The organism is Lentzea sp., from assembly GCF_036380075.1.
Classification (GTDB): domain Bacteria; phylum Actinomycetota; class Actinomycetes; order Mycobacteriales; family Pseudonocardiaceae; genus Lentzea.
Genome location: NZ_DASVFL010000145.1, coordinates 14,438 through 39,106 on the forward strand (window position 1 = coordinate 14,438; position 24,669 = coordinate 39,106).

27 protein-coding genes and 3 pseudogenes are annotated in these 24,669 nt (G+C 69.4%); 16 read left to right on the forward strand and 14 right to left on the reverse strand.

What is annotated here, in order from left to right:
- Positions 1 to 122: 122 nt before the first annotated feature.
- Complete coding sequence (locus VF330_RS17455) at positions 123 to 1,118, forward strand: Acg family FMN-binding oxidoreductase (protein WP_330852666.1); 996 nt, start codon at positions 123 to 125, stop codon at positions 1,116 to 1,118.
- 39 nt (positions 1,119 to 1,157) lie between these two features.
- Here the strand turns inward: VF330_RS17455 and VF330_RS17460 are convergent, their stop codons facing one another.
- Positions 1,158 to 1,367, reverse strand: coding sequence for an MBL fold metallo-hydrolase RNA specificity domain-containing protein (locus VF330_RS17460; RefSeq protein WP_330852692.1), 210 nt, complete (start codon positions 1,365 to 1,367; stop codon positions 1,158 to 1,160).
- A 104-nt stretch (positions 1,368 to 1,471) separates the two neighbouring features.
- A pseudogene (locus tag VF330_RS17465) lies at positions 1,472 to 2,008 on the reverse strand (MBL fold metallo-hydrolase); the annotation flags it as partial.
- Here VF330_RS17465 and VF330_RS17470 point away from each other — a divergent pair.
- Both VF330_RS17470 and VF330_RS17475 read left to right on the forward strand, forming a co-directional pair.
- Positions 1,974 to 2,447 carry a hypothetical protein gene (locus VF330_RS17470; RefSeq protein ID WP_330852667.1) on the forward strand — a complete coding sequence of 158 codons (474 nt, stop codon included), beginning with the start codon at positions 1,974 to 1,976 and terminating at the stop codon, positions 2,445 to 2,447. The pseudogene VF330_RS17465 and the gene VF330_RS17470 overlap by 35 nt on opposite strands.
- A 115-nt stretch (positions 2,448 to 2,562) precedes the next feature.
- Positions 2,563 to 2,988 (forward strand): hypothetical protein, encoded by a 426-nt coding sequence (locus VF330_RS17475; protein ID WP_330852668.1) that lies wholly within the window; start codon positions 2,563 to 2,565, stop codon positions 2,986 to 2,988.
- Positions 2,989 to 3,006: 18 nt separating this feature from the next.
- Here the strand turns inward: VF330_RS17475 and VF330_RS17480 are convergent, their stop codons facing one another.
- Positions 3,007 to 3,372 (reverse strand): Hsp20/alpha crystallin family protein, encoded by a 366-nt coding sequence (locus VF330_RS17480; RefSeq protein ID WP_330852669.1) that lies wholly within the window; start codon positions 3,370 to 3,372, stop codon positions 3,007 to 3,009.
- A gap of 131 nt (positions 3,373 to 3,503) precedes the next feature.
- Between VF330_RS17480 and VF330_RS17485 the strand changes: the two genes are divergently transcribed.
- Positions 3,504 to 3,965: a cyclic nucleotide-binding domain-containing protein gene (locus VF330_RS17485; RefSeq protein ID WP_330852670.1), complete on the forward strand. Its 462-nt coding sequence runs from the start codon at positions 3,504 to 3,506 to the stop codon at positions 3,963 to 3,965.
- A 53-nt stretch (positions 3,966 to 4,018) separates the two neighbouring features.
- Here VF330_RS17485 and VF330_RS17490 read toward each other — a convergent pair whose 3' ends face one another.
- Entirely contained in the window at positions 4,019 to 4,321 is a 303-nt protein-coding gene (locus VF330_RS17490) for an HPF/RaiA family ribosome-associated protein (protein WP_330852671.1), read from the reverse strand.
- A gap of 154 nt (positions 4,322 to 4,475) precedes the next feature.
- Between VF330_RS17490 and VF330_RS17495 the strand changes: the two genes are divergently transcribed.
- On the forward strand, positions 4,476 to 6,806 hold the full coding sequence (locus VF330_RS17495; RefSeq protein ID WP_330852672.1) for a phosphoketolase family protein: 2,331 nt from the start codon (positions 4,476 to 4,478) through the stop codon (positions 6,804 to 6,806).
- The gene (locus tag VF330_RS17500) at positions 6,803 to 7,825 is read left to right on the forward strand and encodes an acetate/propionate family kinase (RefSeq protein WP_330852673.1); all 1,023 of its coding nucleotides are present in this window, start codon (positions 6,803 to 6,805) and stop codon (positions 7,823 to 7,825) included. Before VF330_RS17495 ends, VF330_RS17500 begins: the two co-directional genes overlap by 4 nt.
- Here VF330_RS17500 and VF330_RS17505 read toward each other — a convergent pair.
- Entirely contained in the window at positions 7,822 to 9,393 is a 1,572-nt protein-coding gene (locus VF330_RS17505; protein WP_330852674.1) for an ABC transporter permease, read from the reverse strand. The two genes, VF330_RS17500 and VF330_RS17505, sit on opposite strands and share 4 nt — an antisense overlap.
- Positions 9,390 to 10,277 carry an ABC transporter ATP-binding protein gene (locus VF330_RS17510; RefSeq protein WP_330852675.1) on the reverse strand — a complete coding sequence of 296 codons (888 nt, stop codon included), beginning with the start codon at positions 10,275 to 10,277 and terminating at the stop codon, positions 9,390 to 9,392. The genes VF330_RS17505 and VF330_RS17510 overlap by 4 nt, the downstream gene beginning before the upstream one ends.
- Positions 10,278 to 10,434: 157 nt before the next feature.
- On the opposite strand from VF330_RS17510, the gene VF330_RS17515 reads away from it, so the two are divergent.
- Positions 10,435 to 10,770, forward strand: a complete 336-nt coding sequence (locus tag VF330_RS17515) for a spore germination protein GerW family protein (protein WP_330852676.1) — start codon at positions 10,435 to 10,437, stop codon at positions 10,768 to 10,770.
- Between the two features lie 30 nt (positions 10,771 to 10,800).
- Here VF330_RS17515 and VF330_RS17520 read toward each other — a convergent pair whose 3' ends face one another.
- On the reverse strand, positions 10,801 to 11,394 hold the full coding sequence (locus VF330_RS17520; protein ID WP_330852677.1) for a hypothetical protein: 594 nt from the start codon (positions 11,392 to 11,394) through the stop codon (positions 10,801 to 10,803).
- A 218-nt stretch (positions 11,395 to 11,612) separates the two neighbouring features.
- Between VF330_RS17520 and VF330_RS17525 the strand changes: the two genes are divergently transcribed.
- Both VF330_RS17525 and VF330_RS42070 read left to right on the forward strand, forming a co-directional pair.
- Positions 11,613 to 12,071 carry a universal stress protein gene (locus VF330_RS17525; RefSeq protein WP_330852678.1) on the forward strand — a complete coding sequence of 153 codons (459 nt, stop codon included), beginning with the start codon at positions 11,613 to 11,615 and terminating at the stop codon, positions 12,069 to 12,071.
- Positions 12,028 to 12,276 (forward strand): annotated as a pseudogene (locus tag VF330_RS42070) (ATP-binding cassette domain-containing protein); the annotation flags it as partial. The gene VF330_RS17525 and the pseudogene VF330_RS42070, both read left to right, overlap by 44 nt.
- 11 nt (positions 12,277 to 12,287) lie before the next feature.
- Here VF330_RS42070 and VF330_RS17535 read toward each other — a convergent pair.
- The 6 genes from VF330_RS17535 to VF330_RS17560 form a co-directional block, all read right to left on the reverse strand.
- A complete protein-coding gene (locus VF330_RS17535) occupies positions 12,288 to 12,851 on the reverse strand; it encodes a DUF4389 domain-containing protein (protein WP_414675392.1) in 564 nt (187 codons plus the stop codon).
- A gap of 90 nt (positions 12,852 to 12,941) precedes the next feature.
- Positions 12,942 to 13,400, reverse strand: coding sequence for a universal stress protein (locus VF330_RS17540; protein WP_330852680.1), 459 nt, complete (start codon positions 13,398 to 13,400; stop codon positions 12,942 to 12,944).
- Positions 13,390 to 13,818 (reverse strand): OsmC family protein, encoded by a 429-nt coding sequence (locus VF330_RS17545; protein WP_330852681.1) that lies wholly within the window; start codon positions 13,816 to 13,818, stop codon positions 13,390 to 13,392. The genes VF330_RS17540 and VF330_RS17545 overlap by 11 nt, the downstream gene beginning before the upstream one ends.
- A 10-nt stretch (positions 13,819 to 13,828) precedes the next feature.
- Positions 13,829 to 14,326 (reverse strand): universal stress protein, encoded by a 498-nt coding sequence (locus tag VF330_RS17550; protein WP_330852682.1) that lies wholly within the window; start codon positions 14,324 to 14,326, stop codon positions 13,829 to 13,831.
- A gap of 82 nt (positions 14,327 to 14,408) precedes the next feature.
- A complete protein-coding gene (locus VF330_RS17555; RefSeq protein ID WP_330852683.1) occupies positions 14,409 to 14,648 on the reverse strand; it encodes a BON domain-containing protein in 240 nt (79 codons plus the stop codon).
- Positions 14,649 to 14,730: 82 nt separating this feature from the next.
- Positions 14,731 to 15,624: a universal stress protein gene (locus VF330_RS17560; RefSeq protein ID WP_330852684.1), complete on the reverse strand. Its 894-nt coding sequence runs from the start codon at positions 15,622 to 15,624 to the stop codon at positions 14,731 to 14,733.
- Positions 15,625 to 15,776: 152 nt separating this feature from the next.
- On the opposite strand from VF330_RS17560, the gene pflB reads away from it, so the two are divergent.
- The 6 genes and pseudogenes from pflB (at position 15,777) to VF330_RS17585 (ending at position 22,166) form a co-directional block, all read left to right on the forward strand.
- On the forward strand, positions 15,777 to 18,032 hold the full coding sequence (gene pflB, locus VF330_RS17565; RefSeq protein ID WP_330852685.1) for a formate C-acetyltransferase: 2,256 nt from the start codon (positions 15,777 to 15,779) through the stop codon (positions 18,030 to 18,032).
- The gene (pflA, locus tag VF330_RS17570) at positions 18,029 to 18,760 is read left to right on the forward strand and encodes a pyruvate formate-lyase-activating protein (RefSeq protein WP_330852686.1); all 732 of its coding nucleotides are present in this window, start codon (positions 18,029 to 18,031) and stop codon (positions 18,758 to 18,760) included. The genes pflB and pflA overlap by 4 nt, the downstream gene beginning before the upstream one ends.
- A gap of 398 nt (positions 18,761 to 19,158) precedes the next feature.
- The gene (locus VF330_RS17575) at positions 19,159 to 20,316 is read left to right on the forward strand and encodes a globin domain-containing protein (RefSeq protein ID WP_330852687.1); all 1,158 of its coding nucleotides are present in this window, start codon (positions 19,159 to 19,161) and stop codon (positions 20,314 to 20,316) included.
- A 286-nt stretch (positions 20,317 to 20,602) separates the two neighbouring features.
- Positions 20,603 to 20,932 carry a hypothetical protein gene (locus tag VF330_RS17580; RefSeq protein WP_330852688.1) on the forward strand — a complete coding sequence of 110 codons (330 nt, stop codon included), beginning with the start codon at positions 20,603 to 20,605 and terminating at the stop codon, positions 20,930 to 20,932.
- A gap of 48 nt (positions 20,933 to 20,980) precedes the next feature.
- A pseudogene (locus tag VF330_RS42075) lies at positions 20,981 to 21,292 on the forward strand (hypothetical protein); the annotation flags it as partial.
- 574 nt (positions 21,293 to 21,866) lie between these two features.
- On the forward strand, positions 21,867 to 22,166 hold the full coding sequence (locus VF330_RS17585) for a hypothetical protein (RefSeq protein WP_330852689.1): 300 nt from the start codon (positions 21,867 to 21,869) through the stop codon (positions 22,164 to 22,166).
- Positions 22,167 to 22,414: 248 nt separating this feature from the next.
- Here VF330_RS17585 and VF330_RS17590 read toward each other — a convergent pair whose 3' ends face one another.
- A complete protein-coding gene (locus VF330_RS17590; RefSeq protein WP_330852690.1) occupies positions 22,415 to 23,305 on the reverse strand; it encodes an endo-beta-N-acetylglucosaminidase H in 891 nt (296 codons plus the stop codon).
- Between the two features lie 266 nt (positions 23,306 to 23,571).
- On the opposite strand from VF330_RS17590, the gene VF330_RS17595 reads away from it, so the two are divergent.
- Positions 23,572 to 24,669: endo-1,4-beta-xylanase (locus VF330_RS17595; protein WP_330852691.1), on the forward strand; the 1,098-nt coding region annotated here is incomplete at its 3' end.

Consider the following 24,669-nt stretch of genomic DNA (forward strand, 5'->3'; position numbering starts at 1 on the left):
GACCTCACTGGGACGCCAAGGGGTCCCTGCAAGATCGGGACCTTCGGCGCTGGGGACCGCCGCATCGACAGATGAGAGTGGCGGGACCGAGTACGACGAGCACGCTGATGGGGTGACGGGGTATGGCCGAGGTGACCGCGACGTTGGGCTTGACGCCGGAACAGGTTCGGTTGGCGCTGACGTCCGCATCGCTCGCGCCGTCCGTCCACAACTCGCAGCCATGGCGGTTCAGGGTGCTTCCGGATCGCATAGAGCTGCACCCGGACCACGACCGCCGGCTTGCCGCGACAGACCCCGACGGCCATGAACTGCGGCTGGCCTGCGGTGCCGCGCTGTTCAACCTCCGCCTCGCCCTGCAGGGATTCGGAATCCGCCCACTGGTCACCATCCTTCCCGGCCAGGACGCGCCCGGTGCGTTGGCCGTCGTGCGCCGCGGCGGCGTGCTCCGGCCGGACGACGAGATGCGGGCTCTGCTCAAGGCCGTGCCGCGGCGCCGCACCAACCGGCGCCCGTTCTTCGAGTCCGGTGTGGATGGACGTCACCGGCACGCGCTCGTCCGCGCGGCCGAGCTGGAACGGTCCTGGTTGTACGTGGTCGACACCCGCGAGGAGGTCGCCAGGATGAAAGGCCTCGTGCGGCGCGCTCATCTCCTCCAGCAGGAGGACCCCGGCGTGCGGGCAGAACTCGAGTCCTTCACCGGAGACCGCCCTGACGCCACCGACGGCATACCGCCGGCGTCGGCCGGTTTCCGGCCGGAGACCCAGGACGAGTGGATCTTCCGTGATTTCCAGGCCGCCGAACGCGTGGCCGGCAAGGACTACGAGTCGAACCCGCTCGTGGCGGTGGTGTGTTCGCACTACAACGGTCAGCTCGCCGACGTCCAAGCCGGTCAGGCGATGCAACGAGTGCTTCTCACCGCGACCACCCTGGGGCTTTCCGCGTCGTTCATGTCCCAGCCGGTGGAAGTTCGCCCGGTGCGGGAGGAACTGCGGCGAGCGCTGGGAAGCATGCTGGTGCCCCACACCCTGCTGCGGATCGGCTACAGCACCCCGGTGCCGGCCACGCCCCGACGGCCGGTCACCGAACTGCTCATGGAACCCACGAACTCGCGCTCGTGAGCGGACGCCGCACCGCCGGCGACCTCCGCTCGACCCGGTTCACACCAGTACTCGCTCGCCCTCTTCCGGGACCACGGCGGTCCAGCCGTGCTCGGTTCCCAGTCGCTCGGCGAGGACACCGGCGCTGTCCGGCTCGCCGTGCACGACGTAGGTCGTCGCCGGAGCCGGTCCGCTGGTCGCCCATGCCAGCAGCTCGTCGGCGTCGGCGTGCGCGCTGAACGCGTCCAGCACCTGCACCTCGGCCCGCACGGCACGTACCGGCCGTGGATCTTGATCTCCCGCGCGCCGTCGACCAGGTGCCGGGCGCGGGTGCCGACCGCCGCGTAGCCGACGACCACGACCGTGTGGCGCTTGTCGGGCAGCATGGACTTCAGGTGGTGCAGCACCCGGCCACCGGTTCCCATGCCCGACGCCGAGATGATGATCGACGGCCGCTTCGGGTCGTTGGCCTGCATCGACTGCGCGGCCGTGTGCAGTTCGGCCAGCCTGCCGGGATCGAAAGCGTCCTCGCCGTTCCTCAGCTCGGGACGGATCTCCGGCCAGTTCGCTGCCACCGCCTGCCGGTAGACCCGCAGCGACGCGAGCGCCATCGGGCTGTCCACGAACACCGGCAGGTCCGGGATCTCCCCCGCCCGCACCAGTCTGGTCAGTTCGACCAGGATCACCTCGGTCCGGTCCACCGCGAAGGCCGGGATCAGCACGCTGCCGCCTCGTGCAGCGGTGCGGCGGATCGTCTCGGCGAACAGGGTGGTGGCCGCGGCGTCGTCGTGCCGGCGGTCTCCGTAGGTCGACTCGATCAGCAACGCGTCGCAGGCCGGTCGCGGCTGCGGCGTACGCAGCAGAAGGCGCACACGGATGGACCTCCTGCCGGCCAACCCGATCTCCCGCACCCGGCTGCTGCTGGACAAAGCCGCGGCGGTGCTCGTGTCGGTCGCGGTCGTCGCCGTGGGGTTCGGTGCGGTGCTCGTCGTGGGCAGCGGTCTGGCCGGGCTCGGAGTCCCGTGGCCGGACATGGTCGCGGCGGTCGCGGCGAGTGTGGTGGTGGCGTTGCCGTTCGGCGCTCTGGCATTGCTCATCGGTGCGGCGACCGGCAGACCGGGCCTCGCCGTCGCGGTACCGGTCGGGCTGGCTCTGCTGAGCTATCTGCTCGACGCCGTCTCCGCTCTGTCGGAGGCGTTGCGGCCGTGGCGGGTGCTGTCGCCGTTCCACCACGCCGCGGTGGCCGACGCCCTGAACGGACACCCGAACTGGCTCGGCATCGCCGGGCTCGCCGCGGCCCTGGTGACCGGTGCCGCGCTGGCGTTCGAACGGCGCGACATCAGGGTCTGATCCTCGTCGTCCCCTCGGGTCCACGACGGTCGTCCGGACGAGGCAGCGGAAGGCCCGTGGCGGGCCGGGACACAGGTCCCTGGTCCGGCACCGCCTCCACCTCGACGCTGGAGGCATGGACACCGACAGCTACATCGCCTTCCTCGTGGTCAGCACGATGCTGGTCGTCGTCGACGCCGTGATCATCACGGTCAGCGGGCGCAAGTACCTCGGCGACGACGACCACCCCGGCCTCAGCACCGCCGCGAGCTGGCTCACCACAACTCTGTTCTCCCTGATCGTGCTCGGCTTGGTCGCGCTGGTCTCCACGGTCGACCTCCCGGTCGACGGCGACCTGCAGAAGCTCGTGACCAAACTCGGGATCGTGCTCCTCCTGCTGGCCATCGCCCACGCGATCACGATGACGGTCCTGGCGCGCTACCGGGGTGCGGAACGCCAGGAGCACTTCGTCGACGAACTGGCGCACCAGGGCCGCCAGCGCTCGAACAAGCCCCAGGTCACCCAGTCGATCGAGCGCGACGAGCCGTATTCGACGCTGTAGGAGGACGTCGTGCACCGATCACTGCGGCCCGCTGGAGCCGTGCTGCCGCCGGTCGCGCTGTGCCTGGGTACGTCTGCCGGTGTCCGCACACCCGACATGCTCCTCCGGCGGTGCCGCGATCGGCACGCGGACCTCGAGGACACCGCGCTTGTACTCGGCCGAGATCTTCTCGGTGTCCGCGCCGACGGGCAGCGACGCGGTCCGGGCGAACGAGCCGTAGCGGAACTCGGTGCGGTGCTGTTCCCTCTTCGCCTCCTCCCGCTGAGCGGCGATCGTGAGGACGCCGTTCGCGGCGCTCACGTCGATGTCCTTCGCCGCGTCCAAGCCGGGCAGCTCGGCGCGCAGGACGTAGGTGCCGTCCTCGGGGAAGTACTCGATGTGCATCGGGTTCCTGGTCCCGAACGGCCACGTCGCGTCGAAGATCTCCCAGAGATCGGGCAGAAGGCCACCGGCCGGACGGCGTGCGAGTGTGCTCGTGTCGTCTCTTTTCCTTTTCCTCCAACAGTTCCAGCAGCATGACCATTCCGATGACGGAGCTGGACACGCTGCCGTTGTTCACGAACCTGTCGCACACCCGACGTGCGGCGATCGCCGGGGTCAGCAGGATCGAGACCTACGAGCCGGGAACCCGGCTCTTCGACGAGGGCGGCCTCGCCGACCAGTGCTGGATCGTGTTGTCCGGATGTGTCCTGGTGGACACCGCCGTGCTGCCGCACGAACGGGTCACACTGCAGAGCATCGGCCCCGGCGAGCTGGTCGGCTGGTCCTGGCTCGTGCCGCCGTACCGGTGGCACTTCGGCGCCTCGGTCGTGTCGGCGGCGCGAGCCGCGGTGATCGACACCGGAGCGGTGCGCCGGCTCGCCGACGAGGACCCGGCGCTGGGATACCAGCTGTCGCTGATCTTGGTCGACGCGCTGCTGAACCGGCTGCAGGCAACGAGGATCCGTTTGCTCGACCTCCGCGCAACGCCCCGGTGACCACGCGACGGTGCCCAGGCTCGGAGCCTTCGCACCGTCGCTCGCCGGTGCGGTCAGTTGCGCATCCTGAGCAACTGCGTGTGCAGCAGGTCCTGAACCGCGTCCACCGCCTCCTCGGCCGTGCCGGCCTGGGCCTTGCCCACCACAGGCGTGCCGTTGACGTCGAGGTTGGCGTGCACGGCGAACGTGCGCGGTCCCGTCTTGAAGATCCGCACGTGGGCGAACTCGGTGGGCTCCGGCGCGTACCGCGCCAGCGGGGCGATCTTGTCTCGGGCGTAGTGCCTTGCTCGGTCCGAGACAGGGCCGTCGAGCTCGACCACGACGTTGCCGATCTCCGCCGCGCCTGCGTGCTTCATGCTCAACCTCCATCGAAGTGACATCCGCACTCTCGCTCTCGGACAGAACCCGTGGACAGGTCCGAAAGAGCCCGCCTGGGCGGGACCTGGGTCCCTGTTCCTGGATGCGTTCAGACAGCACCGTTGGAGGCACATCGAGCAAGAGGAGTGCGTCATGTCCCACGCCGACCTGTCGCTGGTCGACGCGTACTGGCGGGCCGCCAACTACCTGTCGGCGGGCCAGATCTACCTGATGGACAACCCCCTGCTGACCGAGCCGCTCGCTCCGGAGCACATCAAGCCCCGGCTGCTCGGGCACTGGGGCACCACACCGGGCCTGAACTTCGTCTACGCCCACCTCAACCGGATCATCAAGGAACGCGATCTGGACGTGCTGTTCGTGACGGGTCCCGGGCACGGCGGTCCTGCACTGCTGGCCAACACCTGGCTGGAGGGCACCTACAGCGAGACCTACCCGGACGTGCCGCGCGACGGCGACGGCATGCGCACGCTGTTCCGGCAGTTCTCCTTCCCCGGTGGTGTGCCGAGCCACGTGGCACCGGAGGTGCCCGGCTCGATCCACGAGGGTGGTGAGCTGGGGTACTCGCTGGCGCACGCGTTCGGGGCGGCGTTCGACAACCCCGGCCTGATCGTGGCGTGCGTGGTCGGTGACGGCGAGGCCGAGACTGGACCGCTCGCCGCCAGCTGGCACGCCAACAAGTTCCTCAACCCGCAGCGCGACGGCGTCGTACTGCCGATCCTGCACCTCAACGGCTACAAGATCGCGAATCCCAGCCTGCTCTCGCGCATCCCGGAGGACGAGCTGGACGCGTTGCTGCGCGGGTACGGCTACACACCGTTCTACGTCGCGGGCGACGATCCGGAGCTCATGCACGCGCGGATGGCCGAGGTGCTCGACCGGATCGTGGACGAGCTCGGGCGGATCAAGTCCCGCACCGACCGGCCGAGCTGGCCGATGATCGTGCTGCGCACCCCGAAGGGCTGGACTGGTCCGTCCGAAGTGGATGGGAAGCCGGTCGAGAACACCTGGCGGGCGCACCAGGTGCCGCTCGCCGGGGTCCGGGACAACCCGGATCACCTGGCCCAGTTGGAGTCCTGGCTGCGCGGCTACCTGCCGGAAGAGCTGTTCGACGAGAACGGCGCACCCCGTGCGGAACTCTCCGAACTGGTGCCGGACGGCAACCGCAGGATGGGCGCGACCCCGCACGCCAACGGCGGACTCCTGCTGCGGGAACTCAAGATGCCGGGCATCCGCGCACATGCGGCCGAGGTCGTGAAGCACGGCACCACGCACTCCGAACCGACCAGGGTGCTCGGACGGATGCTGCGCGACGTCGTGGCGCTCAACGCGGACGCCCGCTCGTTCCGGATCTTCGGGCCGGACGAGACCGCGTCGAACCGGCTCGACGCCGTGTACGACGTGACCGGGAAGCAGTGGCAGGCAGAGACGCTGCCAGTCGACGAGCACCTGGTCCACGACGGCCGCGTGGTCGAGGTGCTGTCCGAGCACCTGTGCCAGGGCATGCTGGAGGGCTACCTGCTGACCGGCCGGCACGGGCTGTTCAACTGCTACGAGGCGTTCATCCACATCATCGACTCGATGTTCAACCAGCACGCCAAGTGGCTCAAGACGCACAAGAAGCTCGAATGGCGCCGTCCGATCGCGTCGCTGAACTACCTGCTCAGCTCGCACGTGTGGCGCCAGGACCACAACGGCTTCTCCCACCAGGACCCCGGGTTCATCGACCACGTGATGAACAAGAAGGCCGAGGTCGTCCGCGTCTACCTGCCGCCGGACACCAACACCCTGCTGTCGGTCGCCGACCACTGCTTGCGCAGCAGGGACTACGTCAACGTCATCGTGGCCGGCAAGAACGAGACGCCGGACTGGCTCGACGTCGACGAGGCGGTCCTGCACTGCACGCGCGGGGCCGGCATCTGGGAGTGGGCCAGCACCGACGACGGCATCGAGGAGCCCGAGGTCGTGCTGGCGTGCGCCGGTGACGCACCGACCGTCGAGGTGCTGGCCGCGGCGAAACTGCTGCGCGAGCACCTGCCGTCGTTGCGGGTCCGCGTGGTCAACGTGGTCGACCTGATGCGACTGCAGCCCGACACCGAGCACCCGCACGGCATGCCCGACCGCGAGTTCGACGCGTTGTTCACCACCGACAAGCCGGTGATCTTCGCCTACCACGGCTACCCGTGGCTCATCCACCGGCTGACCTACCGCCGTACCAACCACCGCAACCTGCACGTCCGCGGCTACAAGGAGGAGGGCACCACCACGACGCCGTTCGACATGCTGGTGCTCAACGACATGGACCGCTACCGGCTCGTCACCGACGTCATCGACCGCGTTCCCGGCCTGGGCCCGAAAGCCGCCCGGCTTCGCCAGCACATGCAGGACCAGCGCGCTCGGCACCACGCCTGGATCCGCGAGCACGGCGAAGACCTGCCCGAAGTTCGCGACTGGACGTGGCAGTGACCACGACCGGGACCGTGCTCGTCGTGAACGCGGGCTCGTCGAGCCTGAAGCTGTCCGTGCTCGGCGGGGACGACACCGTCCTCGCCGAGCACCACGTCGAGCGCTGGAACGCCGAAGCCGGTCCCTTGCGGGACTTCCTCGGCTCGGTACCGCCGATCGACGCCGTGGGACACCGGGTCGTGCACGGCGGGGCGGAGTTCACCGAGCCCATCTCGATCGACGTCCACGTGCGCGCCGCGCTCGAGCGCCTCACCCCGCTGGCGCCGTTGCACCAGCCGCGCGCACTGGCGGGCATCGACGCGGTGACCGAGGTGTTGCCGGGCGTGCCGCAGGTGGCGTGTTTCGACACCGCGTTCCACGCGACGATGCCCGCGCACGCCACGACCTACGCCCTGCCTTCGGAGTGGAGGGAGAAGTGGGGTTTGCGGCGGTATGGCTTCCACGGTCTGTCACACGCGTACGCATCGCGCCGTGCCGCTGAGCTCGCCGGTTCGCCGAACGCACGAGTGGTCAGCTGCCACCTGGGTGCGGGGGCGTCGCTCGCCGCAGTCCAGGGTGGCCGGTGCGTCGACACCACGATGGGTTTCACCCCGCTGGCGGGACTCGTGATGGCCACCCGCAGCGGCGACGTCGACCCCGGCCTGCTGGTGTGGCTGCTGCGCACCGGCCTGCCGCTCGACGAGCTGGAAGCCGGTCTGGAGCACCGGGCCGGTCTGGCCGGCCTCAGCGGCACCGGAGGCGACATGCGGGACGTGCGCCGTGCCGCCGAGGCGGGCGACGAGCAGGCCGCGCTGGCGCTGGCGGTGTACGTGCACCGGTTGTGCCAGTCGATCGCCGCGATGACCGCCTCGCTCGGCGGGGTCGACGTGCTCGTGTTCACCGGCGGCGTCGGTGAACACGACGCCCTGCTGCGGGACGAGGTCGTGGGCAAGCTCGCATTCCTGCACGAGCTCGACGTGTTCGTGGTGGTGGCGCGCGAAGACCTGGAGATCGCAGGCCAGACGCGCGCCACCGTCTAAGCGACGTCACGCCTGCGAAGACCCACCAGCCCCACACCCGTTGCGGCGGCGCCGGCCAGGAGCAACCACAGCAACGGTGCCGCCGTGACGGAGGATCTCGGCACCTTCGGCACGTGCGCGTACGGCGACAGGTCCATCAGCCACTGGTCGAAGCCGAACACCGGGCCCAGCTCGCCGAGCAGCGGGAAGACCGCCAGAGCCGTCCAGCCCGCTACCGCCAGCCGCGGTGCGAGACCGTATCCGGCGACCGCGACGCCCACGAGCACCCAGGCTGCCGGGATCTGGACCAGCGCGCCGGCCAGCACCTCGCCCACCAGGGAGAAGTCACCCGCCTGTGCCGCGTGCACCGATCCTGCCAGCAGCCCCGCGCTGAGCAGGAGCACCGCGACCCCGCCGAGCGCGATCGCGACGTGGCCCGCGGCCCAGCGCAACCGGCTGACCGAGGAGGCGAGCAGCGGTTCGGCCCGCAGGCTCGTTTCCTCGTGGTGCAGCCGCATGACCGCCTGGACCCCGTAGGCCGACGCGATCACGCTGAGGATCCCGAACATCGCGGCGAAGACGGCGTCGGTGAGCGTGTTGTCCCCGCCGAGCCGCTTGAAGAACTCCTCGGCTTCCGGACTGCCCGTCATGTCGCCGATGCCGCCCGCGATGCTGCCGACGAGGATGCCGTAGACGACGAAACCGGTGGTCCAACCCAGCAGCGGACCGCGCTGCAGCCGCCAGGCGAGCCCGAAGGCTCCGCTCAGCGTTCCGGTCGCCGGACCGGGGCGGTCGGGCAGCAGTCCCGCGCCGAGGTCGCGACGGGCCACCAGCACGTGTGCGGCGGTCGCGACCAGGACGGTGAACCCGGCCGCGACCGCGAGAACCCACCAGCGGTTCCCCGCGAAGGGCCGGAACTGCTGGCCCCAGCCCAGGGGCGACAGCCAGGACAACCACCGCGGTCCCGTGGTGTCCCCCAGCGCCCTCAGGAGGAACGCGACGCCCAGCACCGCGACGGCGACGCCGATGGCGCCCCTGGTCGTGCTCGCGATCTGCGCCGTGACTCCGGCGGCCGCGGTGAAGACCAGACCGACGCTCAACCACGCGGCACCGAACGCGAGAGAACCTTCCACGGGCAGGCCCGCGCCCATCAGGCTGAGCGAGGTGACCAGTGCGAGCACGACGTTGGTCCCGGCCGCGACGACGAGTGCGGCCGTCAGCGGGGCGTGCCTGCCGACCACACCGGCACCGAGCAGTTCCCGGCGGCCGGTCTCCTCGTCGGAACGGGTGTGCCTCACGACCAGCACGATCGAGAACACGGCCAGGATCACCGCGCCGGTGCCCAGCGCCTTCAGCATCGCCAGCGCACCGACGGACGTGGGGTCGTAGATCCGCCCGTACACCGCGACGAGGGCCGGAGTGCCGTTCATCGTGGTGGCCGCGGCGGCGACCGACTCCGTGGTCGGGAACATGTCCCTGGTCGCCGCGGCGGAGGCGATGACGAGCAGGACGAACATGCTCAGCCACGCCGGCAGCAGGATCCGGTCGCGCCGCAGAGCGAGCCGGACCAGTCCGCCCACGCCGTTCACGCCGTCACCCCGTAGTGGCGCAGGAACAGCTCTTCCAGCGTCGGTGGCCGGCAGACGAGGTTGCGCACGCCGAGCGTGCTCAACTGGCGCAGGACGTCGTCCAGCTGGTCGGTGTCGGCCTGGCAGTGCAGTCGCGTGCCCACGGCGCGGAGCTCGTGCACGCCGGGCAATGCGGCCAGCCCGTCCGGTGGCTGGGTCAGCTCGGCCGTGATCGACGTGCGGGTCAGGTGCCGGAGTTCGGAGAGGGTGCCGGTCTCGACCGTCCTGCCCTGCCGGATGATGCTCACCCGGTCGCAGAGCTTCTCCACCTCGGCCAGGACGTGGCTGCTGAGCAGCACCGTCCTGCCCTCGTGGCGTTGTTCTGCGACGCAGTCCTCGAAGACGGCCTGCATCAGCGGGTCCAGGCCGGCCGTCGGCTCGTCGAGGATCAACAGGTCGGCGTGGGAGGACAGCGCCGCGATCAGCGCGACCTTCTGCCGGTTGCCCGAAGAGCAGGCGCGCCCCTTCTTGGTCGGGTCGAACTCGAACCGGTCGACCAGGTCCGCCCGGCGAGCGAGGTCGAGACCGCCGTGCAGCCTTCCGAGCAGGTCGATCACCTCACCGCCGGTGAGGTTCGGCCAGAGCGTCACGTCTCCCGGCACGTAGGCCAGTCGCCGGTGCAGCGCCGCGGTGTCCTTCCACGGGTCACCGCCGAGCAGGGTGACGCTGCCGGAGTCGGCGCGCAGCAGTCCGAGCAGGATGCGCAGCGTCGTGGTCTTGCCGGCGCCGTTGGGCCCGAGGAACCCGTGGACCTCGCCGGCGCGGACGGTCAGGTCGAGACCGTCGAGCGCGAGGGTCCGGCCGAACGCCTTGCGCAGGCCGGACACGGAGATGGCTGCTGTCATGACTCGACGGTAGGGAGCAGCTGCGCCTGCTCCGAGTGCCTTCCAGCAGCACCGCGAACGACGCCAGGTCCTCACCGTGCGAGGACTTGCGACCCTGGTCGGTCACGACGACCGGCACCACGCTTCCAGGCAGGGCCACGAGACCGAGGAGTGCGGGATGAAGGTTGACGAGCTGATCGCGAAGAGCAGGGACGCCCTGGAGGCCAAGAGGGTCTACACCGAGCCGTACGAGAAGGACGGGATCACGGTGATCGCCGCCGCGGCGGTCGCCGGTGGCGCGGGCGGCGGCAACGGCCGGGACGACAAGGGCCAGGAAGGCGAAGGCAGCGGTTTCGGTCTCAACGCGAAACCGGTGGGCGCTTTCGTCGTCAAGAACGGTGAGGTCCGCTGGGAGCCGGCGATCGACGTGAACCGCCTCGTGGTCACGGTCGGTGCCGTCGCCATCGCCGCGCTGTTCGTCGCCCTGCGCGTCGTCAGGTCCCGGCAGGGGTGATCCGGTCGTCCTCTGTGGACACCACGTCGGTCAGCGGGCGGTCCAGTCTCGGGAGACCTGCTGCCATTCGAGCTCCCACCGGCGCAGCCGCGACCTCGTGTGCGCGAACCGCGTGGCGAGCCAGAGCAGGGCGGACGCGCCCGCCACCCCGATCCAGACCATCAGGGCCGCTCCGGCAGCGTTGGCCACGGCGGTGGCGGCAGGCAGTGGCGGTTCGGTGACATGTCCGCGCCGGTCGACCCAGATCGGCAGGGCGGTCCCGACCAGAGCGCCGTGGTGGGCCTCCACGGTGTCTTCGTGCGCCTGCCCGTCCGGTCCCGTCCACCGCGCCCGGACGGGCGTGGTCTCCAGAACCGTCCCCCGGTCGTCCACCTGCACGACCGGGGGCGCGTTCTCCAGGAGCACCGCTTCGACCTGCCGGCGTTCCTCGCGCTCCCGCACGACCCGTGCGCTCTGCCGCGCGTAGAGCTCCGAACCGGCCACGCCGGCGACGGGCACTGCCAGCAACGCGACCACGGCGCACAACACCAGCACGGCGCCCTCGAGCCGATCGCCCGCGGTCGCGAGCGGGTTGCGGCCCGGGAACGACTGGCGGAAGGCTCGGGCGATCGGCTTCGAGTTCATGGCTTCACCTCCGCTGCAGAGGCTCCCCTCTCGCGACGCCACCTCCCAGAGCCCAAGGGCTCGTCGTCACCCGGCCGCTGGACCCACCCCGGGCGCCGGCAAGTCCTCAGTGGACTGCTGTCTCCAGCCCGAGTACTCGGGCCGGGAGGGACGAAAGCCCCTCCGCTGGAACCGGGCGGAACGGCACGCTGGACAGGACACCTACCCGAGGAGCCGTGATGAAGACGCAGCCCCGCATCGTCGTCGGCGTGGACCGCTCGCCGGCCGCGAAAGCAGCTCTGGCCTGGGCCGTGGGAGAAGCGAAGCGCCTCGGCGCATCGGTGCTCGCACTGTCGGTCTGCCAGCTCGGATCCTCTTCCGACGCCGACACGTTCAGCCGGACACATGCACGGGAGCTCGCCGTCGCTGTGGAGGCGCTCGGTTCGACGGCCGCCGACGTGCACATCGACCAGCAGGTGCGGCACGGCCTGCCCGGCCCGGTACTCGTCGAGCACTCGGCCGGGGCGGATCTGCTCGTGGTCGGCGGGCACGGCAGCCACCAGGCCGGCGTGCTGGTGATGAGCTCGGTGACGAGCCACTGCCTGCGGCACGCCCGGTGCCCCGTGGTCGTCGTCCCGCTGGAAGGAGCACGCCATGACGGTCCTCTCATGCTCCGGCCTGAGACGCCGGTTCGGTGACGTGCTCGCCGTGGACGACGTGTCGTTCACGATCGCGGAGGGCGAGACCTACGGTCTTCTCGGCCCCAACGGCGCGGGCAGGACGACCACGATCTCGATGATCACGGGTGTGCTCGAGCGCGACGCGGGTGAGGTGGTGATCGCCGGTGAGCCGATGTCGACCAGGACCGTCGCCGCGAAACGCCTCGTCGGCTATGTGCCGCAGGAGCTCGCGCTCTACCCCGACCTCACCGGACGGGAGAACCTGCGGTTCTTCGCGATCACCGCGGTGATCCGTCCAGGCGTCCAGCCGTCGCGGCCGGGACCAGGAGCCGGCGGCTGGTCGATGGTCGTGGTGCCGGGCTCGTCGCCGCCCGAGTCGAACCGGAACGGCGGATAGGTGTCGGTCATCAACCCGGCGTAGGCGGCCACGCGCAACGCCCAGCGGTCCATGCCGAGCACGAAGTCGAACAGCCCCTTCGGGTACCGGCCGGTGAACAGCAGGGCCACACCGGCGAACAACGCCATCAACCCGACCAAGCCGCCGGAGTTGTAGGCGGTCTCGCCGGTCCGGTAGGCGACGTAGCTGCCACCGCCGACGAGGAAGCCGACGATCAGGTAGTGCGGGATCGCCGGCAGCCACCACTTGACCAGCACCAGTCCCCGCGACAGGCGTTCCGGGTAGGCGATGTCGAGCGTGGCCGGGTAGTCCGCCTGCTCCCCGAGGCTGAACGGCGGGTAGCGGTCCGTCGCCAACGCGCCGTAGGTGTAGTAGGCGACGCGCCACGACCAGCGCAGCACCCCGACGTTGAAGTCGAAGGCACTCGCGGGTAGCGACCCGTGAACAGGATCGCGAAGAACGCCGTGGTCGCGGTGGTCATGACAGCCTCCCTACGAGTGGTCGTTGCTCGCGGTCACGTGGTCGTCGAAGGGGATCACCACGACCGGGGCGGAGGAGTGCCGCACGCAGTGCATGCTGGTCGAGCCCAGCACGATCTGGCGCAGCCTGCGCCGGGTGTGAGAGGCGACCACGAGCATCGCGGCGTTCCTGGACGCTTCCTCGAGCACCTCCGCGGCGTCGCCGCGCAGGCTCAGCCGCTCGATCTCGGGCACGTCGGAGCGCCCGTCCACCGCCGCCCCGACGGCCTCCTCGACCAACGTCTCCGAAGCCTGCAGGTGCGCCTGCGCGCTCGTCTCGGTCCAGTCGACCATCGGCTCGAAGTTCCACGCGTTCACCACGTGCAGCGGGCAGCCGCGGACCACCGCCTCGTCCACCGCCCAGCGGAGGGCCTGACCACAGGCCGGCGATCCGTCCACACCCACGACGATCGGTGCTTTCTCAGTGTTCACGGCTTTCCTCCTCGATGCGGATCTCGACCTCGGGCGGATGCCGGAGGGTGTTGTGGACGGTGCAGTGGTTCACCACGGCTTGAAGTGCCTGTTTCTGCTGCGGTGGCAGGCCTTGTGCCACCTCTGCCGTGACGCGGATGCGGCTGATGCGGGCCGGGCGGTCCGTGGCCATCATGTAGTCGGCGTGCACGCGAAGGCCCTCGACCGGCAGGCTGTGCCGCCGCAGGTACACGTTCGCGTAGTGGGCGACACAGGTCGCGAGCGATGCCACGAGCAATTCGACAGGTGACATCGCCCGGTCGCTTTGGGGCTGGTCGGTGTGCAACTCGTGCGCACGCAGCCGGATCGCGAACTCGTCGTCACGGACGTGCTCGACGGTGATCCGCTGCGACACCCACGGCATCGACGTGGTGGTCATGGTTTCCTCGTCACAGAAGGGGTCCTGGCGTGAGCGGCGCCATCGGCAGCCGTTCAGCCCGCGGCGCCATCTGCCGGGCCGCCTTCACGACCACGACCGGACAGGTCGCGTGGTGCACGCAGTACGAGCTCACCGAGCCGAGCAGCAGTTCCGCCAACGGTCCGTGACCCCGGTTCCCGACGACGAGCAGCCGCGCGTCACCGGACGTCTCGACGAGCAGCCTCTTCACGTCGCCCTCGATCAGAACGCCCCGCAGGTCAACTCCATCTATGTCGGCTGTTGCCGCCTCCAGCACGGTTCGGTGCCCGTCTTCGACGATCCGCGGGTCCAGCCTGGTCGCGGCCGACGAGGGCTCCATCATCACGGTGTACTCCATGTGCCACACGGAGATCACGTCGATCGGGCAGCCCAGCAGCCGCGCCTGGTCCACGGCCCAGTGCAGCGCCGCCACCGCGGCCTCCGAGCCGTCGAACCCCACGACGATCGGACTGGTCTCGTTGTCTCTCATACATCCCAGCGTCGCGGGCAGCGGGTACGGCGGTCAGTGGCCGCGGGCCCGCACCCCGCAGGACCTTCGTCCCGCCGCCCGGTCACGACACGACGGCGGACGTGCGGACCCCTGGCACGGCCCGGACCAGTGCCTCGATCACCCTGCGTTCGGCGTCGTCGGCGAAGGAACCGGTCACCTTCACGTCACCCCTGTCCACCGAGACGGTCCACCGTGGATCGCGGTGGCAGGCGCGGAGGGCCAGCACCGCGCCGGCCTCGCGAACGGTGGTGTCCGGTGCGACCCAGACCGGTGAGCTGGTCATCACCTCTGCAGCGTTCATGTGGTCGAGCCTCCGTGTCCTCCGGCCGGCGCGGTGGAGAGGTTTGCCACGCCCAGGCGATGACGTGGGTCCGCCACGGCTGTCAGCGGACGATCGCGAGCGGGCACGGCGCGTGGCGCACGAGCGCCTGACTGGTCGACCCGAGCAACATCCCCGCGAAGCCACCGTGCCCGTGACTGCCCACGACCAGCAGCTGTGCCTCCGCGCCGTAGCGCATCAGCGCCCGCGCGGGCCGGTCCCGCAGCACCACCCGGCGCACTTCGACGTCCGGGTACTTCTCCTGCCACCCCGCCAGCCGTTGCGCGAGAGCCCTGCGTTCGTCCTCCTCCACCTGCGCCCAGTCGATCGCGATGCGGGAGACGTTGTAGGCGCTGTCGACGGTGAAGTCCTGCGAGGTCATGACCGCCACCAGCGCAGCACCGCGTGCCGAGGCAGCCTCGAACGCGAACGCCACCGCGGTCTCGCTCGCCGGCGACCCGTCCACACCCACGACGACCGGGCTGTCAGGTGTCGTCGTGCCGCGCACGACGACCAGCGGGCTGCGGACGTGCGCGGCGAGCGAGACGGCGGTCGATCCGACGAGGAGGCCGGTGACAGCACCGAGTCCTCGAGAGCCGACCACCACGAGCCGCGCTCTCTTCGACTCCTCGACCAGCAGGCCCGCTCCGCCACAGCACACCGCGGCGGTGGCGACCTCCACCTCAGGTGCCGTCGAGCGCGCCGCCGCGGCAGCCTCGGTCAGCCACTCTCGCGCCTGGTCCTCGATCGCCCGGCGAACCTCGTCACCGCTGATCAGCATCTCCGGGTAGTTGGTCGTGGGCGGCATGAAGCCGTGCACCAAGCGCAACGGCACGTGGTGCCGGGTGCATTCGGCGGCGGCCCAGCTCGTGGCGGCCAGTGCGGACGCCGAGCCGTCGATGCCCACGACAACGGGCGCGTTCGGCGCCTTCACGTGCCCGCGACGAGTCTGGTTCATGCGCTTGACGATCCTCGCGAGGTTCCTCAGCCGACACGGAACAGGGAACCGGTCAGGTGAGGACCTTCGTCCCTGCGTTCACCGACGCCACCGGAGCACCGTGGAGTCGTGAGCTCCAGTCATTGGACTCGACTCGGGAAGGTGCAGATTCGATGACGACGACCGCGGACCGCACGACCACCACCTCGGCGTGGCAAGGCTTCCAGGCAGGGCCGTGGTGCGACTCGATCGACGTGAAGGGCTTCATCAAAGCCAACTACACCCCCTACGACGGCGATGCGGAGTTCCTGACTGGTCCCACACCCCGCACGACGACGCTGTGGCGCGGACTCACGACCATGTTCGTCGACGAGCGCGCTCGCGGCATCTACGACGTCGACGCGCACACCCCGTCGTCGATCACTTCGCACTCCCCGGGCTACATCGACCGCGACCGCGAGCTCATCGTGGGCCTGCAGACCGACGCGCCGCTCAAGCGCGCGATCATGCCGCAGGGGGGTCTGCGCATGGTCGAGACGAGCCTCCAGACATACGGATTCGAGCTCGATCCGCACGTCCAGGAGATCTTCACCCGGTACCGCAAGACGCACAACGACGGCGTGTTCGACGCTTACACGGCGGAGATCCGGCGAGCTCGCAAGGCGGGAATCATCACGGGGCTTCCCGACGCTTACGGACGTGGCCGCATCATCGGCGACTACCGGCGCGTCGCGCTGTACGGCGTCGATCGGCTCGTCACGGCGAAGAAGGCAGAACGCGCCGCCCTCGACGAACTGTGGTCCACAGAGGACGTCATCAGGGACCGCGAAGAGCTCGCGGAGCAGATCCGCGCGCTAGGCGAACTGCACGAGATGGCGCTCTCCTACGGCTACGACATCTCGGGTCCGGCCACAACCGGCCGCGAAGCCGTCCAGTGGCTCTACTTCGCCTACCTCGCCGCCGTGAAGGAACAGAACGGTGCCGCGATGTCACTCGGTCGCACCTCGACGTTCCTCGACGTGTACCTCCAGCGCGACCTCGACGACGGCACGCTCACCGAACGCGGCGCGCAGGAGCTCGTCGACGACCTCGTCATCAAGCTGCGCATCGTGAGGTTCCTGCGGACACCCGAGTACGACCAGCTCTTCTCCGGCGACCCCACCTGGGTCACGGAGTCGATCGGGGGCATGGGCGAGGACGGACGTCCGCTCGTCACCCGCACGAGCTTCCGCTTCCTGCAGACCCTCTACAACCTGGGCCCGGCTCCCGAACCTAACCTCACGGTGCTCTGGTCGCCACAGCTGCCCGACGGCTTCAAGCGGTTCTGCGCCGAGGTCTCCATCGACACCAGTTCCATCCAGTACGAGAACGACGAGCTCATCCGGCCGCGGTTCGACGACGACACCGCCATCGCCTGCTGTGTCTCCGCCATGCGCGTCGGCAAGCAGATGCAGCTCTTCGGCGCGCGGGTCAACCTGGCCAAGGCACTGCTGTACGCCATCAACGGCGGCCGCGACGAGATGACCGGTGACCAGATCGCACCGGCGTTCCCACCGATCACCTCGCAGTACCTGGTGTACGACGAGGTGCGGGCGGCGTTCGACCGGATGACCGACTGGCTGGCCAAGACCTACGTCGAAGCGCTGAACATCATCCACTCGATGCACGACAAGTACGCCTACGAGCGCATCGAGATGGCACTGCACGACCACCCCGTTCAACGGCTGCTCGGCTGCGGCATCGCCGGCCTCTCGGTCGTCGCGGACAGCCTCTCCGCCATCCGGGACGCCCGCGTCCGTGTGATCCGCGACGAGACCGGTCTCGCGGTCGACTACGTCGTCGAGGGAAACTTCCCGAAGTACGGCAACAACGACGACCGCGCCGACACCATCGCCGTGGACCTGGTGGAGAGCTTCATGACCAAGGTGCGCCGCTACCCGGCACACCGCGGCGCGGTGCACACCCAGTCGGTGCTCACGATCACCTCGAACGTCGTCTACGGCAAGCACACCGGCAACACGCCCGATGGACGCCGCGCCGGAGAACCGTTCGCTCCCGGCGCCAACCCGATGAACGGCCGCGACAAACGCGGCCTCGTGGCCGCCGCGCTGTCCGTGGCCAAGCTGCCCTACGACCAGGCCCAGGACGGGATCTCGCTGACCGCGAGCATCACGCCCACCGGTCTCGGCCAGACACCGGACGAGCGGGTGACCAACCTCGTCGGCCTCCTGGACGCCTACACCGACGCGGGCGGCTTCCACCTCAACGCCAACGTCCTCAACCGGGAAGCACTCCTGGACGCCATGGCACACCCGGAGAACCACCCCCAGCTGACCATCCGCGTCTCCGGCTACGCGGTCAACTTCATCCGGCTCACGCCCGAGCAGCAACGCGACGTCATCAACCGCACCTTCCACGAGTCGCTGTGACCGCCACCGGCTCAGTCCACTCGTGGGATGTCTCCACCGCGGTCGACGGACCGGGCACCCGCTTCGTGCTCTTCCTCAGCGGGTGCCCGCTCCGGTGCCTGTACTGCCACAACCCCGACACCTGGCACATGCGCGACGGCCACCGCATGACCCTCGACGAGGTCAGCGCCGAGATGACGAAGTATCGCCGCTTCATCGAGGTCGCCGGCGGCGGCATGACCATCAGCGGCGGCGAGCCCCTACTCCAACGAGACTTCACGGCCGCCGTCTTCCGCCGTGCAAAGGAACTCGGCCTGCACACCGCTCTCGACACCTCGGGCTTCCTCGGCACCCGCGCCTCCGACACCCTGCTCGCCAACACCGACCTCGTCCTGCTCGACATCAAGTCGTGGGACCCCACGACCTACCGGCGCGTCACCAGCGGCGAAGTCGCCCCCACCCTGACGTTCGCGCGCCGGCTGTCCGACCTCGGCAAACCGATGTGGGTGCGGTTCGTCCTCGTACCGGGCCACACCGACGCTCCGGCCAACGTCGAAGGAATCGCGTCGTTCGTAGCCGGGCTGCGCACCGTCGAAAGGGTGGAGGTGCTGCCCTTCCACAAGCTGGGAGCGCCGAAGTACGCCGCACTCGGCATCCCGTTCCCGCTCGAACGCGTACCCACCCCGGACCGCGCGCTCATCGACCGAGTACGCGACCAGTTCGCCGCGCACGGTGTCCGTGTTTGGTGAGGACTGCGCCTATCCGCCAGCGGTCGGTCGCCGTCTGTGCACGACAAACCGCTTGAGGTCCACGACGAAACCGCCTTGAAAGTCGTGCCCGGACCACACGTCGAGAACGTCCTCGCCCTTCGCCGCAAGAGCGTCCCGCGTGGTCTCGTCGATCCGTCCGGGTGGAGACTTCACCACGTCTGTGCGCGGTCCTGACCCGGATCGCCGGTCTCCGCTCCTGCCATCACCGAATCGCAGTGGCCGAAGGCCCGAGTCTTCGGTAACGAACCGCAGGGACCAAAGTCCTGGCCCATCGACGACGTTCCGAACTTCGTTCGCCCGACCTGCCCGAGCAAGCTCGACGGGTGATCGCGCCACCGCGCCTTCCGTCCCCGAACGGGATCCCCGAGGAGTCACCTGTGCTTTCCGCATCTTCCGCTGCCGTGGTGCGCGCGACCCTGCCGGTCGTCCGCGACCACGCCGCGGCGATCACAGCCGAGTTCTACCCCTCGATGTTCGCCGCGCACCCGGACCTGCTGAACCTGTTCAACCAGGGCAACCAGGCCAGCGGCCGGCAACAGGTCGCGCTCGCCGCCGCCGTGGTCGCCTACGCCCAGCACCTCCTCGACGGGACGCCGTTCGGCCCGATCGCGGACCGCATCGCCCACAAGCACGTCTCCCTGGGAGTGCGTCCCGGCCAGTACCCCATCGTCGGCGTACACCTCATCGGCGCGGTCGCGACCGTGCTCGGCGACGCCGTCACCCCCGCGGTCGCCGCCGCCTGGGAGGAGGTCTACTGGCTGTTCGCGGTCTCCTTGATCGCGGCCGAGGCGCGCCTGTTCCAGGCAGCGGGCGTCACCCCGGATGCCCTGTGGCGTCCGTGGCGCGTCGCCAAGCGCAACGACGAAGCCGTCGACACCGCGTCCTTCACGCTCGTTCCCGACGACGGCGGGCCGGTCCCCACCTTCGAGCCCGGCCAGTACGTCTCGGTCGCCGTCGACCTGCCGGACGGCCACCGGCAGCCACGCCAGTACTCGTTGTCCCAGGCACCGGAGCGCAGTGAGCTGCGCATCACCGTGCGACGAGTGCGAGGCTCAGGCGGTGCCCCCGCCGGCGCCGTGTCGAACTTCCTCCACGACCACGTGCGGACCGACGACATCCTGCTCCTCGGACCGCCCTCCGGGGAGGTCACCCTCGACCACGGCAACCGCCCGGTGGTGCTGATCAGCGCCGGCATCGGCATCACCCCGATGCTGTCGATGCTCGACCACCTCGCCGCCACCCAGCCCTCCCGCGAGGTCGTCGCCGTCCACGCCGAGACCTCACCCGACCGGCACGCCCACCGCGCGGAGTTCGCCCGCCTCGCCGGCTCCAAGCAGCTGACCTGGTACGAGACCGGTGCGACCGGCGAGCAGACGGGCTTCGTCGACGTGGGCGCGATCCCGTTGCCCGGCAACGCCATCGCCTACCTGTGCGGACCGATCGAGTTCATGCGCGACGTGCGCGCGGGACTGCTCAGCCGAGGTGTTCACGCCGACGACATCAGGTACGAGGTGTTCAGCCCGGGAATGCTCTGAAAGCGGGCCGCCGTGGAGCCTTGCAGCGCCTCCACTCGGCACCGGCGACACCGGCCGTGCGCATCACCCAGTAGGCGGTGAACAGCACCGTCGGCGTGAACAGCACTGTTCGGCAGGTACCAGCTCTTGGGCCGCAGCTTCCGCCGGTCGAACACGCGCTGCCACAACCGCCGAATGCCCACGTGTCGGTGTTCGCGACCCTTGAGGCGCCGGACGGTTCCCAGGGCCGATGGTCCGCTCGTGTCGGGACCGCAGTCCCTGGCTGAAGATCGACACGGACAGGATCGTGGACGACGTGACCATGCACGTTCCGCAGCAACACCGGCAAGGAACACCGCCGCACCCGATGATCTGCGTCAACCTGGGGCGCGGCGCGCCCGCGACCTGGTCCTCGTCCTTGTTCCAGCGGATGCGCGAGCTCGCCGTGGAAGACCTCCCGTCTGCGGATGTCGTGGACCTGACCGTCAGCCGCATGTCTCATCCAGCGATGCCCGACGCCGTCCTCGCCGAGGTGATCGCTTTCATGCCCGATGGCGCCCATCGGGTGCGCGGCGTGGGACGTACCCCGCAGGCAGCCCTGGCTCAGGTCCAGGCACGCCTGACCGCCCACGACTGATCGAATCGGCCGGACATCTTCGCCGACAACGCCGAGGACCGCCGCGAACTGGTCGTGCAGATCCGGTACCCGGCGACGCCGCCCGAATCAGCCGCACCGGCCCCGTACGTTCCCGACGCCGAGGTGCTCGCACCCTTGGCAAAGCTGCTTCGACTGCCGCGGTTCCTCCTGCCGTTCCTCGAACACGTCAAGACCAACTCAGTCCCGTCGGCCCCGGCGGCAGACACCGGGAAGACCTGGCCGGTACTCGTCTTCTCACCAGGCCGCGGCGGCTTCCGGCAGCACAACACCTGGCAGGTCGGAGAACTTGCCTCACACGGCTTCGTCGACACCGTCGTTCCCCATCTCGCCCAAGACGCGATCTTCACACTCGACCGGCTGAACGCACTCGACGAGACCGACGCAACCGGCATCCCCACAGCAAGACTCGACCTTTCCCGGCCGGGGTCTTCGGGCTGTCGCTCGGAGGCGCCGTGGCAGCCGAGGCCTGCCACCAAGACTCCCGGTTCCACGCCTGCCTCCCCATGGACGTGTGGATGCCGGACGAGGTGGTCCGAGCAGGCCTGTCCCAGCCCACGATGTGGCTCACCCGTGACGCAGCGACGATGCGCCGCGAAGGCTGGGCGCAGGCGGACATCGACCGTCACCTCAAAGGTCAGACCGCCGCGTTCGACCGGCCTGGCCGATCAGTACTCCGACTCGGTTCTGGTCTCGCTGCCGCCCGACGGCTCGGGCTGCTCCCCCGCACCGGTGCAGCTCGGGCCGGCCGATGCCACCACAGTGTCCGATGTAGACCACTCACAAGTGGACACAGAAGTGGACACCTGGTCGACGATTTTTTCCATCCATGCAAGGAAGTTGGTCCGTTCAGACGTCTCCTTGCACACACGCCCTGACTACCGTCGTCTTGACGTCACGTCCGAGGAGGCCGCGAATGCCAGTGCAGGCTGGGCTCATCAGGAAGTACAACGGCGACAAGGTGGTCGTGGTGAAGACCGGGTTGAGCGCCGACGGCGAGGACGCCGTGGTGGTGGCCCGGCTCACCCAGACGAAGCCGTCCGGCACCACCCCCAGCGTCAGGGCGAAGACCTACGTCACCGAGTACTGGGTCCTGATCGGCCAGGCGAAGACCGTCAAGGTCACGCAACTGGGCACCACGTGGACCCCGCCGAACCGCCTGGGACCGGCTGACGTCAGGAACGTCCAGCGGGAGTTCGACAAGATCACCGACTGACGTCGCGCTCGGGTCTCACCAACCTCTCAACGCGATCTTCCTCCCTGCTGGAGACGACCAAGCTGCCCATCGACGAGGTCGCCCGTCAGATCGGCTTCAACAGCTCCACACTCCCGCGCAAGCACCTGCACACCAGCATCGGCGTCGCGACCACCGTCTACCAGCGCACCTTCCGTGCGCCGGTCTCCTGAGGCGACCACCACCGGGATCCGGGGCGTAGGCGAGCCGGATCCCGGTGGCGCCGGCGGTCAGCCGGTGTAGCGGGTGTCGGAGCCGTAGAGCTCCCTGGTGAAGGAGGAGATGTAGGTGTGCGAGTCGGTGGCGCCGAGGTTGTAGGTCAGGTAGACGCCGTAGCCCTCGCTCACCGTTCGCCTCGCGAAGCTCGCGGCGGTGGAGGTGGGCGTCGAGTTGATCTGGACGGCCGCGGGCGAGAGCCTGGACTTGGGCAAGGCCATGGCCGGCGGGCTCCACGAGCCGTAGTAGGGGTTCCAGGCGTAGTTGAACTTCGACGTGATGTCGACGCCCCCGTAGGACAGCCGCGTCGCGGACGGGCCGATGTTGTACAGGGTGATCAGCTTGTTCGGCATCGCCGCGCGGAGCGCCGTGACCAGGTAGACGAACGAGCTCGCGTTCGGCTGGCCGGTGCCGTTCTTGCCGTACTCGGAGTACTCGTCGTCGAAGTCGATGCCGTCCAGTCCGTACCTGGTCACGGTGTCGGACAGCTGCTTGGCGAACGCCTCGGCGGACTGCTTGGTCGGGAAGTTGGCGAATCCGGCACCCTCGTGGTTGCCCAGGATCGACAGGGTGACCTTGATCCCCTTGGCCTGCAGGGGGCGGACCTGGGTGGCAACGTTGTCGAGCACGCGCTGCACGTTCGGGTTGAAGTACAGGTAGGCCGACTTGGTCGCGACGTCGTAGTTGATGTTGGCGGCGAAGATGACACCGATGTCGAAGGCGTTGCCGCTGCCGTTGGTCAGCGCGTACTTGCCCACGTTGAGCATGCTGTTGTTGTTGACCTCGACGTAGGCCACGGAGATCGGCCCGGTCTTCGCGAGCGCGCTCGCGGTGGTCGTGGTCCCGCTGGTGGTCAGTGCGACCGCCGCTGCTAGCGCGACGATCCGACGGACTCCGGACACCATCGATCAACTCCCATCGACTGGGGTTGGCAGGGGTTGGCCAGATCAGCGAACCAGCAGTGAACTCCTGCCGTCCACGTGTGCGGACACCTCTGTCCGGTGGGTTGTCCGTTCACGGCGAACCAGTCGGCCGGCGCTGACAACACCTGCGTTCGGCCATCAGGTCGGTCGCAGTCGAGTGCCGCGTTTGGGCCGAATGGTGCCTGGGTGCCGGGAACGGGTCGCCCTATGGTTTCTGGGAGCGCTCCCAGAAACCTGGAGGATTCTCGATGAGGAGAGTTCTGGCCGGTCTGCTGGCCACCTCGGTCGCGGCAGGACTGCTGACGCACGGCCCCGCCGCGCTCGCCGCCGACACGCCGGTGACGGTGGTGTCCAGCACGTTCGAGGACGACACGGCGCAGGGCTGGACCTCGCGCGGGGGCGAGACCACCGCGGTGAGCTCGGCCGTCGCGCACGGGGGTGCCCACAGCCTGCTCGTCTCGGGCCGGAGCCAGTCCTGGGAGGGGCCGGTGCTCGGCCTGCTCGACGACGTCGAGAAGGGCGTGCGGTACAGCCTCTCGGTGTGGGTGCGACTCGCGGGCGGTGAGGAGCCCGCGCGGCTGCGGATGTCCGTCGAACGCCATGCCGGCGGCGTCACGTCCTACGAAGGGGTTGTCGGCGACACCCTCGTCACCGCCGACGGCTGGGTGAACCTCACCGGCGGCTACACGCTGGCGTCCGATGCCGACTTCCTCACCACCTACGTGGAGAGCTCCAGCCCTGCGGCGTCGTTCCACCTCGACGACTTCGTCCTGTCGTACACGCCACTTCCCCCGATCCAGACCGACATCCCGGCGTTGCGGGACGTGGTGCCGTTCCGGCACTTCGGGGTCGCCGCCGAGCCCGCTCTGCTGTACGGGGAGCACGGCAGGCTGCTCGACCGGCACTTCAGCTCGATCACGCCGGGCAGCCAGCTGAAGTGGGACGCGACCGAACCCGCCGAGGGCGCGTTCCGGTTCACGGACGCGGACACGCTCGTCGGCTGGGCCAAGGCGCGGGGCAAGGCGATCCGCGGTCACACCCTCGTCTGGCACCAGCAGACTCCCGACTGGGTCTTCAAGGACGCCTCCGGCGCCGACATGACACCCACCGCGGAGAACAAAGCGCTGCTGCTGCACCGCATCGAAACGCACATCCGCGCCGTGGTGGGCCGATACCGCGACGACATCACGACGTGGGATGTGGTGAACGAGGTCGTCGACGAGGCGCAACCGGACGGCTTGCGCCGCAGCAAGTGGTTCGAGATCGCGGGACTGGACTACATCCGCACGGCGTTCCGCGTGGCGCACGAGGTCGCTCCGAACGCCACGCTGGTCATCAACGACTAC

What these genes read in the sequence shown, in the direction of transcription:
- VF330_RS17455 (WP_330852666.1), top strand. Translation starts at nt 123, where the DNA reads ATGGCCGAGGTGACCGCGACGTTGGGCTTGACGCCGGAACAGGTTCGG.
- VF330_RS17470 (WP_330852667.1), top strand. Translation starts at nt 1,974, where the DNA reads ATGGACCTCCTGCCGGCCAACCCGATCTCCCGCACCCGGCTGCTGCTG.
- VF330_RS17475 (WP_330852668.1), top strand. Translation starts at nt 2,563, where the DNA reads ATGGACACCGACAGCTACATCGCCTTCCTCGTGGTCAGCACGATGCTG.
- VF330_RS17480 (WP_330852669.1), bottom strand. Translation starts at nt 3,372, where the DNA reads ATGCACATCGAGTACTTCCCCGAGGACGGCACCTACGTCCTGCGCGCC.
- VF330_RS17485 (WP_330852670.1), top strand. Translation starts at nt 3,504, where the DNA reads ATGACCATTCCGATGACGGAGCTGGACACGCTGCCGTTGTTCACGAAC.
- VF330_RS17490 (WP_330852671.1), bottom strand. Translation starts at nt 4,321, where the DNA reads ATGAAGCACGCAGGCGCGGCGGAGATCGGCAACGTCGTGGTCGAGCTC.
- VF330_RS17495 (WP_330852672.1), top strand. Translation starts at nt 4,476, where the DNA reads ATGTCCCACGCCGACCTGTCGCTGGTCGACGCGTACTGGCGGGCCGCC.
- VF330_RS17510 (WP_330852675.1), bottom strand. Translation starts at nt 10,277, where the DNA reads ATGACAGCAGCCATCTCCGTGTCCGGCCTGCGCAAGGCGTTCGGCCGG.
- VF330_RS17515 (WP_330852676.1), top strand. Translation starts at nt 10,435, where the DNA reads ATGAAGGTTGACGAGCTGATCGCGAAGAGCAGGGACGCCCTGGAGGCC.
- VF330_RS17520 (WP_330852677.1), bottom strand. Translation starts at nt 11,394, where the DNA reads ATGAACTCGAAGCCGATCGCCCGAGCCTTCCGCCAGTCGTTCCCGGGC.
- VF330_RS17525 (WP_330852678.1), top strand. Translation starts at nt 11,613, where the DNA reads ATGAAGACGCAGCCCCGCATCGTCGTCGGCGTGGACCGCTCGCCGGCC.
- VF330_RS17545 (WP_330852681.1), bottom strand. Translation starts at nt 13,818, where the DNA reads ATGACCACCACGTCGATGCCGTGGGTGTCGCAGCGGATCACCGTCGAG.
- VF330_RS17550 (WP_330852682.1), bottom strand. Translation starts at nt 14,326, where the DNA reads ATGAGAGACAACGAGACCAGTCCGATCGTCGTGGGGTTCGACGGCTCG.
- VF330_RS17555 (WP_330852683.1), bottom strand. Translation starts at nt 14,648, where the DNA reads ATGAACGCTGCAGAGGTGATGACCAGCTCACCGGTCTGGGTCGCACCG.
- VF330_RS17560 (WP_330852684.1), bottom strand. Translation starts at nt 15,624, where the DNA reads ATGAACCAGACTCGTCGCGGGCACGTGAAGGCGCCGAACGCGCCCGTT.
- pflB (WP_330852685.1), top strand. Translation starts at nt 15,777, where the DNA reads ATGACGACGACCGCGGACCGCACGACCACCACCTCGGCGTGGCAAGGC.
- VF330_RS17585 (WP_330852689.1), top strand. Translation starts at nt 21,867, where the DNA reads ATGCCAGTGCAGGCTGGGCTCATCAGGAAGTACAACGGCGACAAGGTG.
- VF330_RS17590 (WP_330852690.1), bottom strand. Translation starts at nt 23,305, where the DNA reads ATGGTGTCCGGAGTCCGTCGGATCGTCGCGCTAGCAGCGGCGGTCGCA.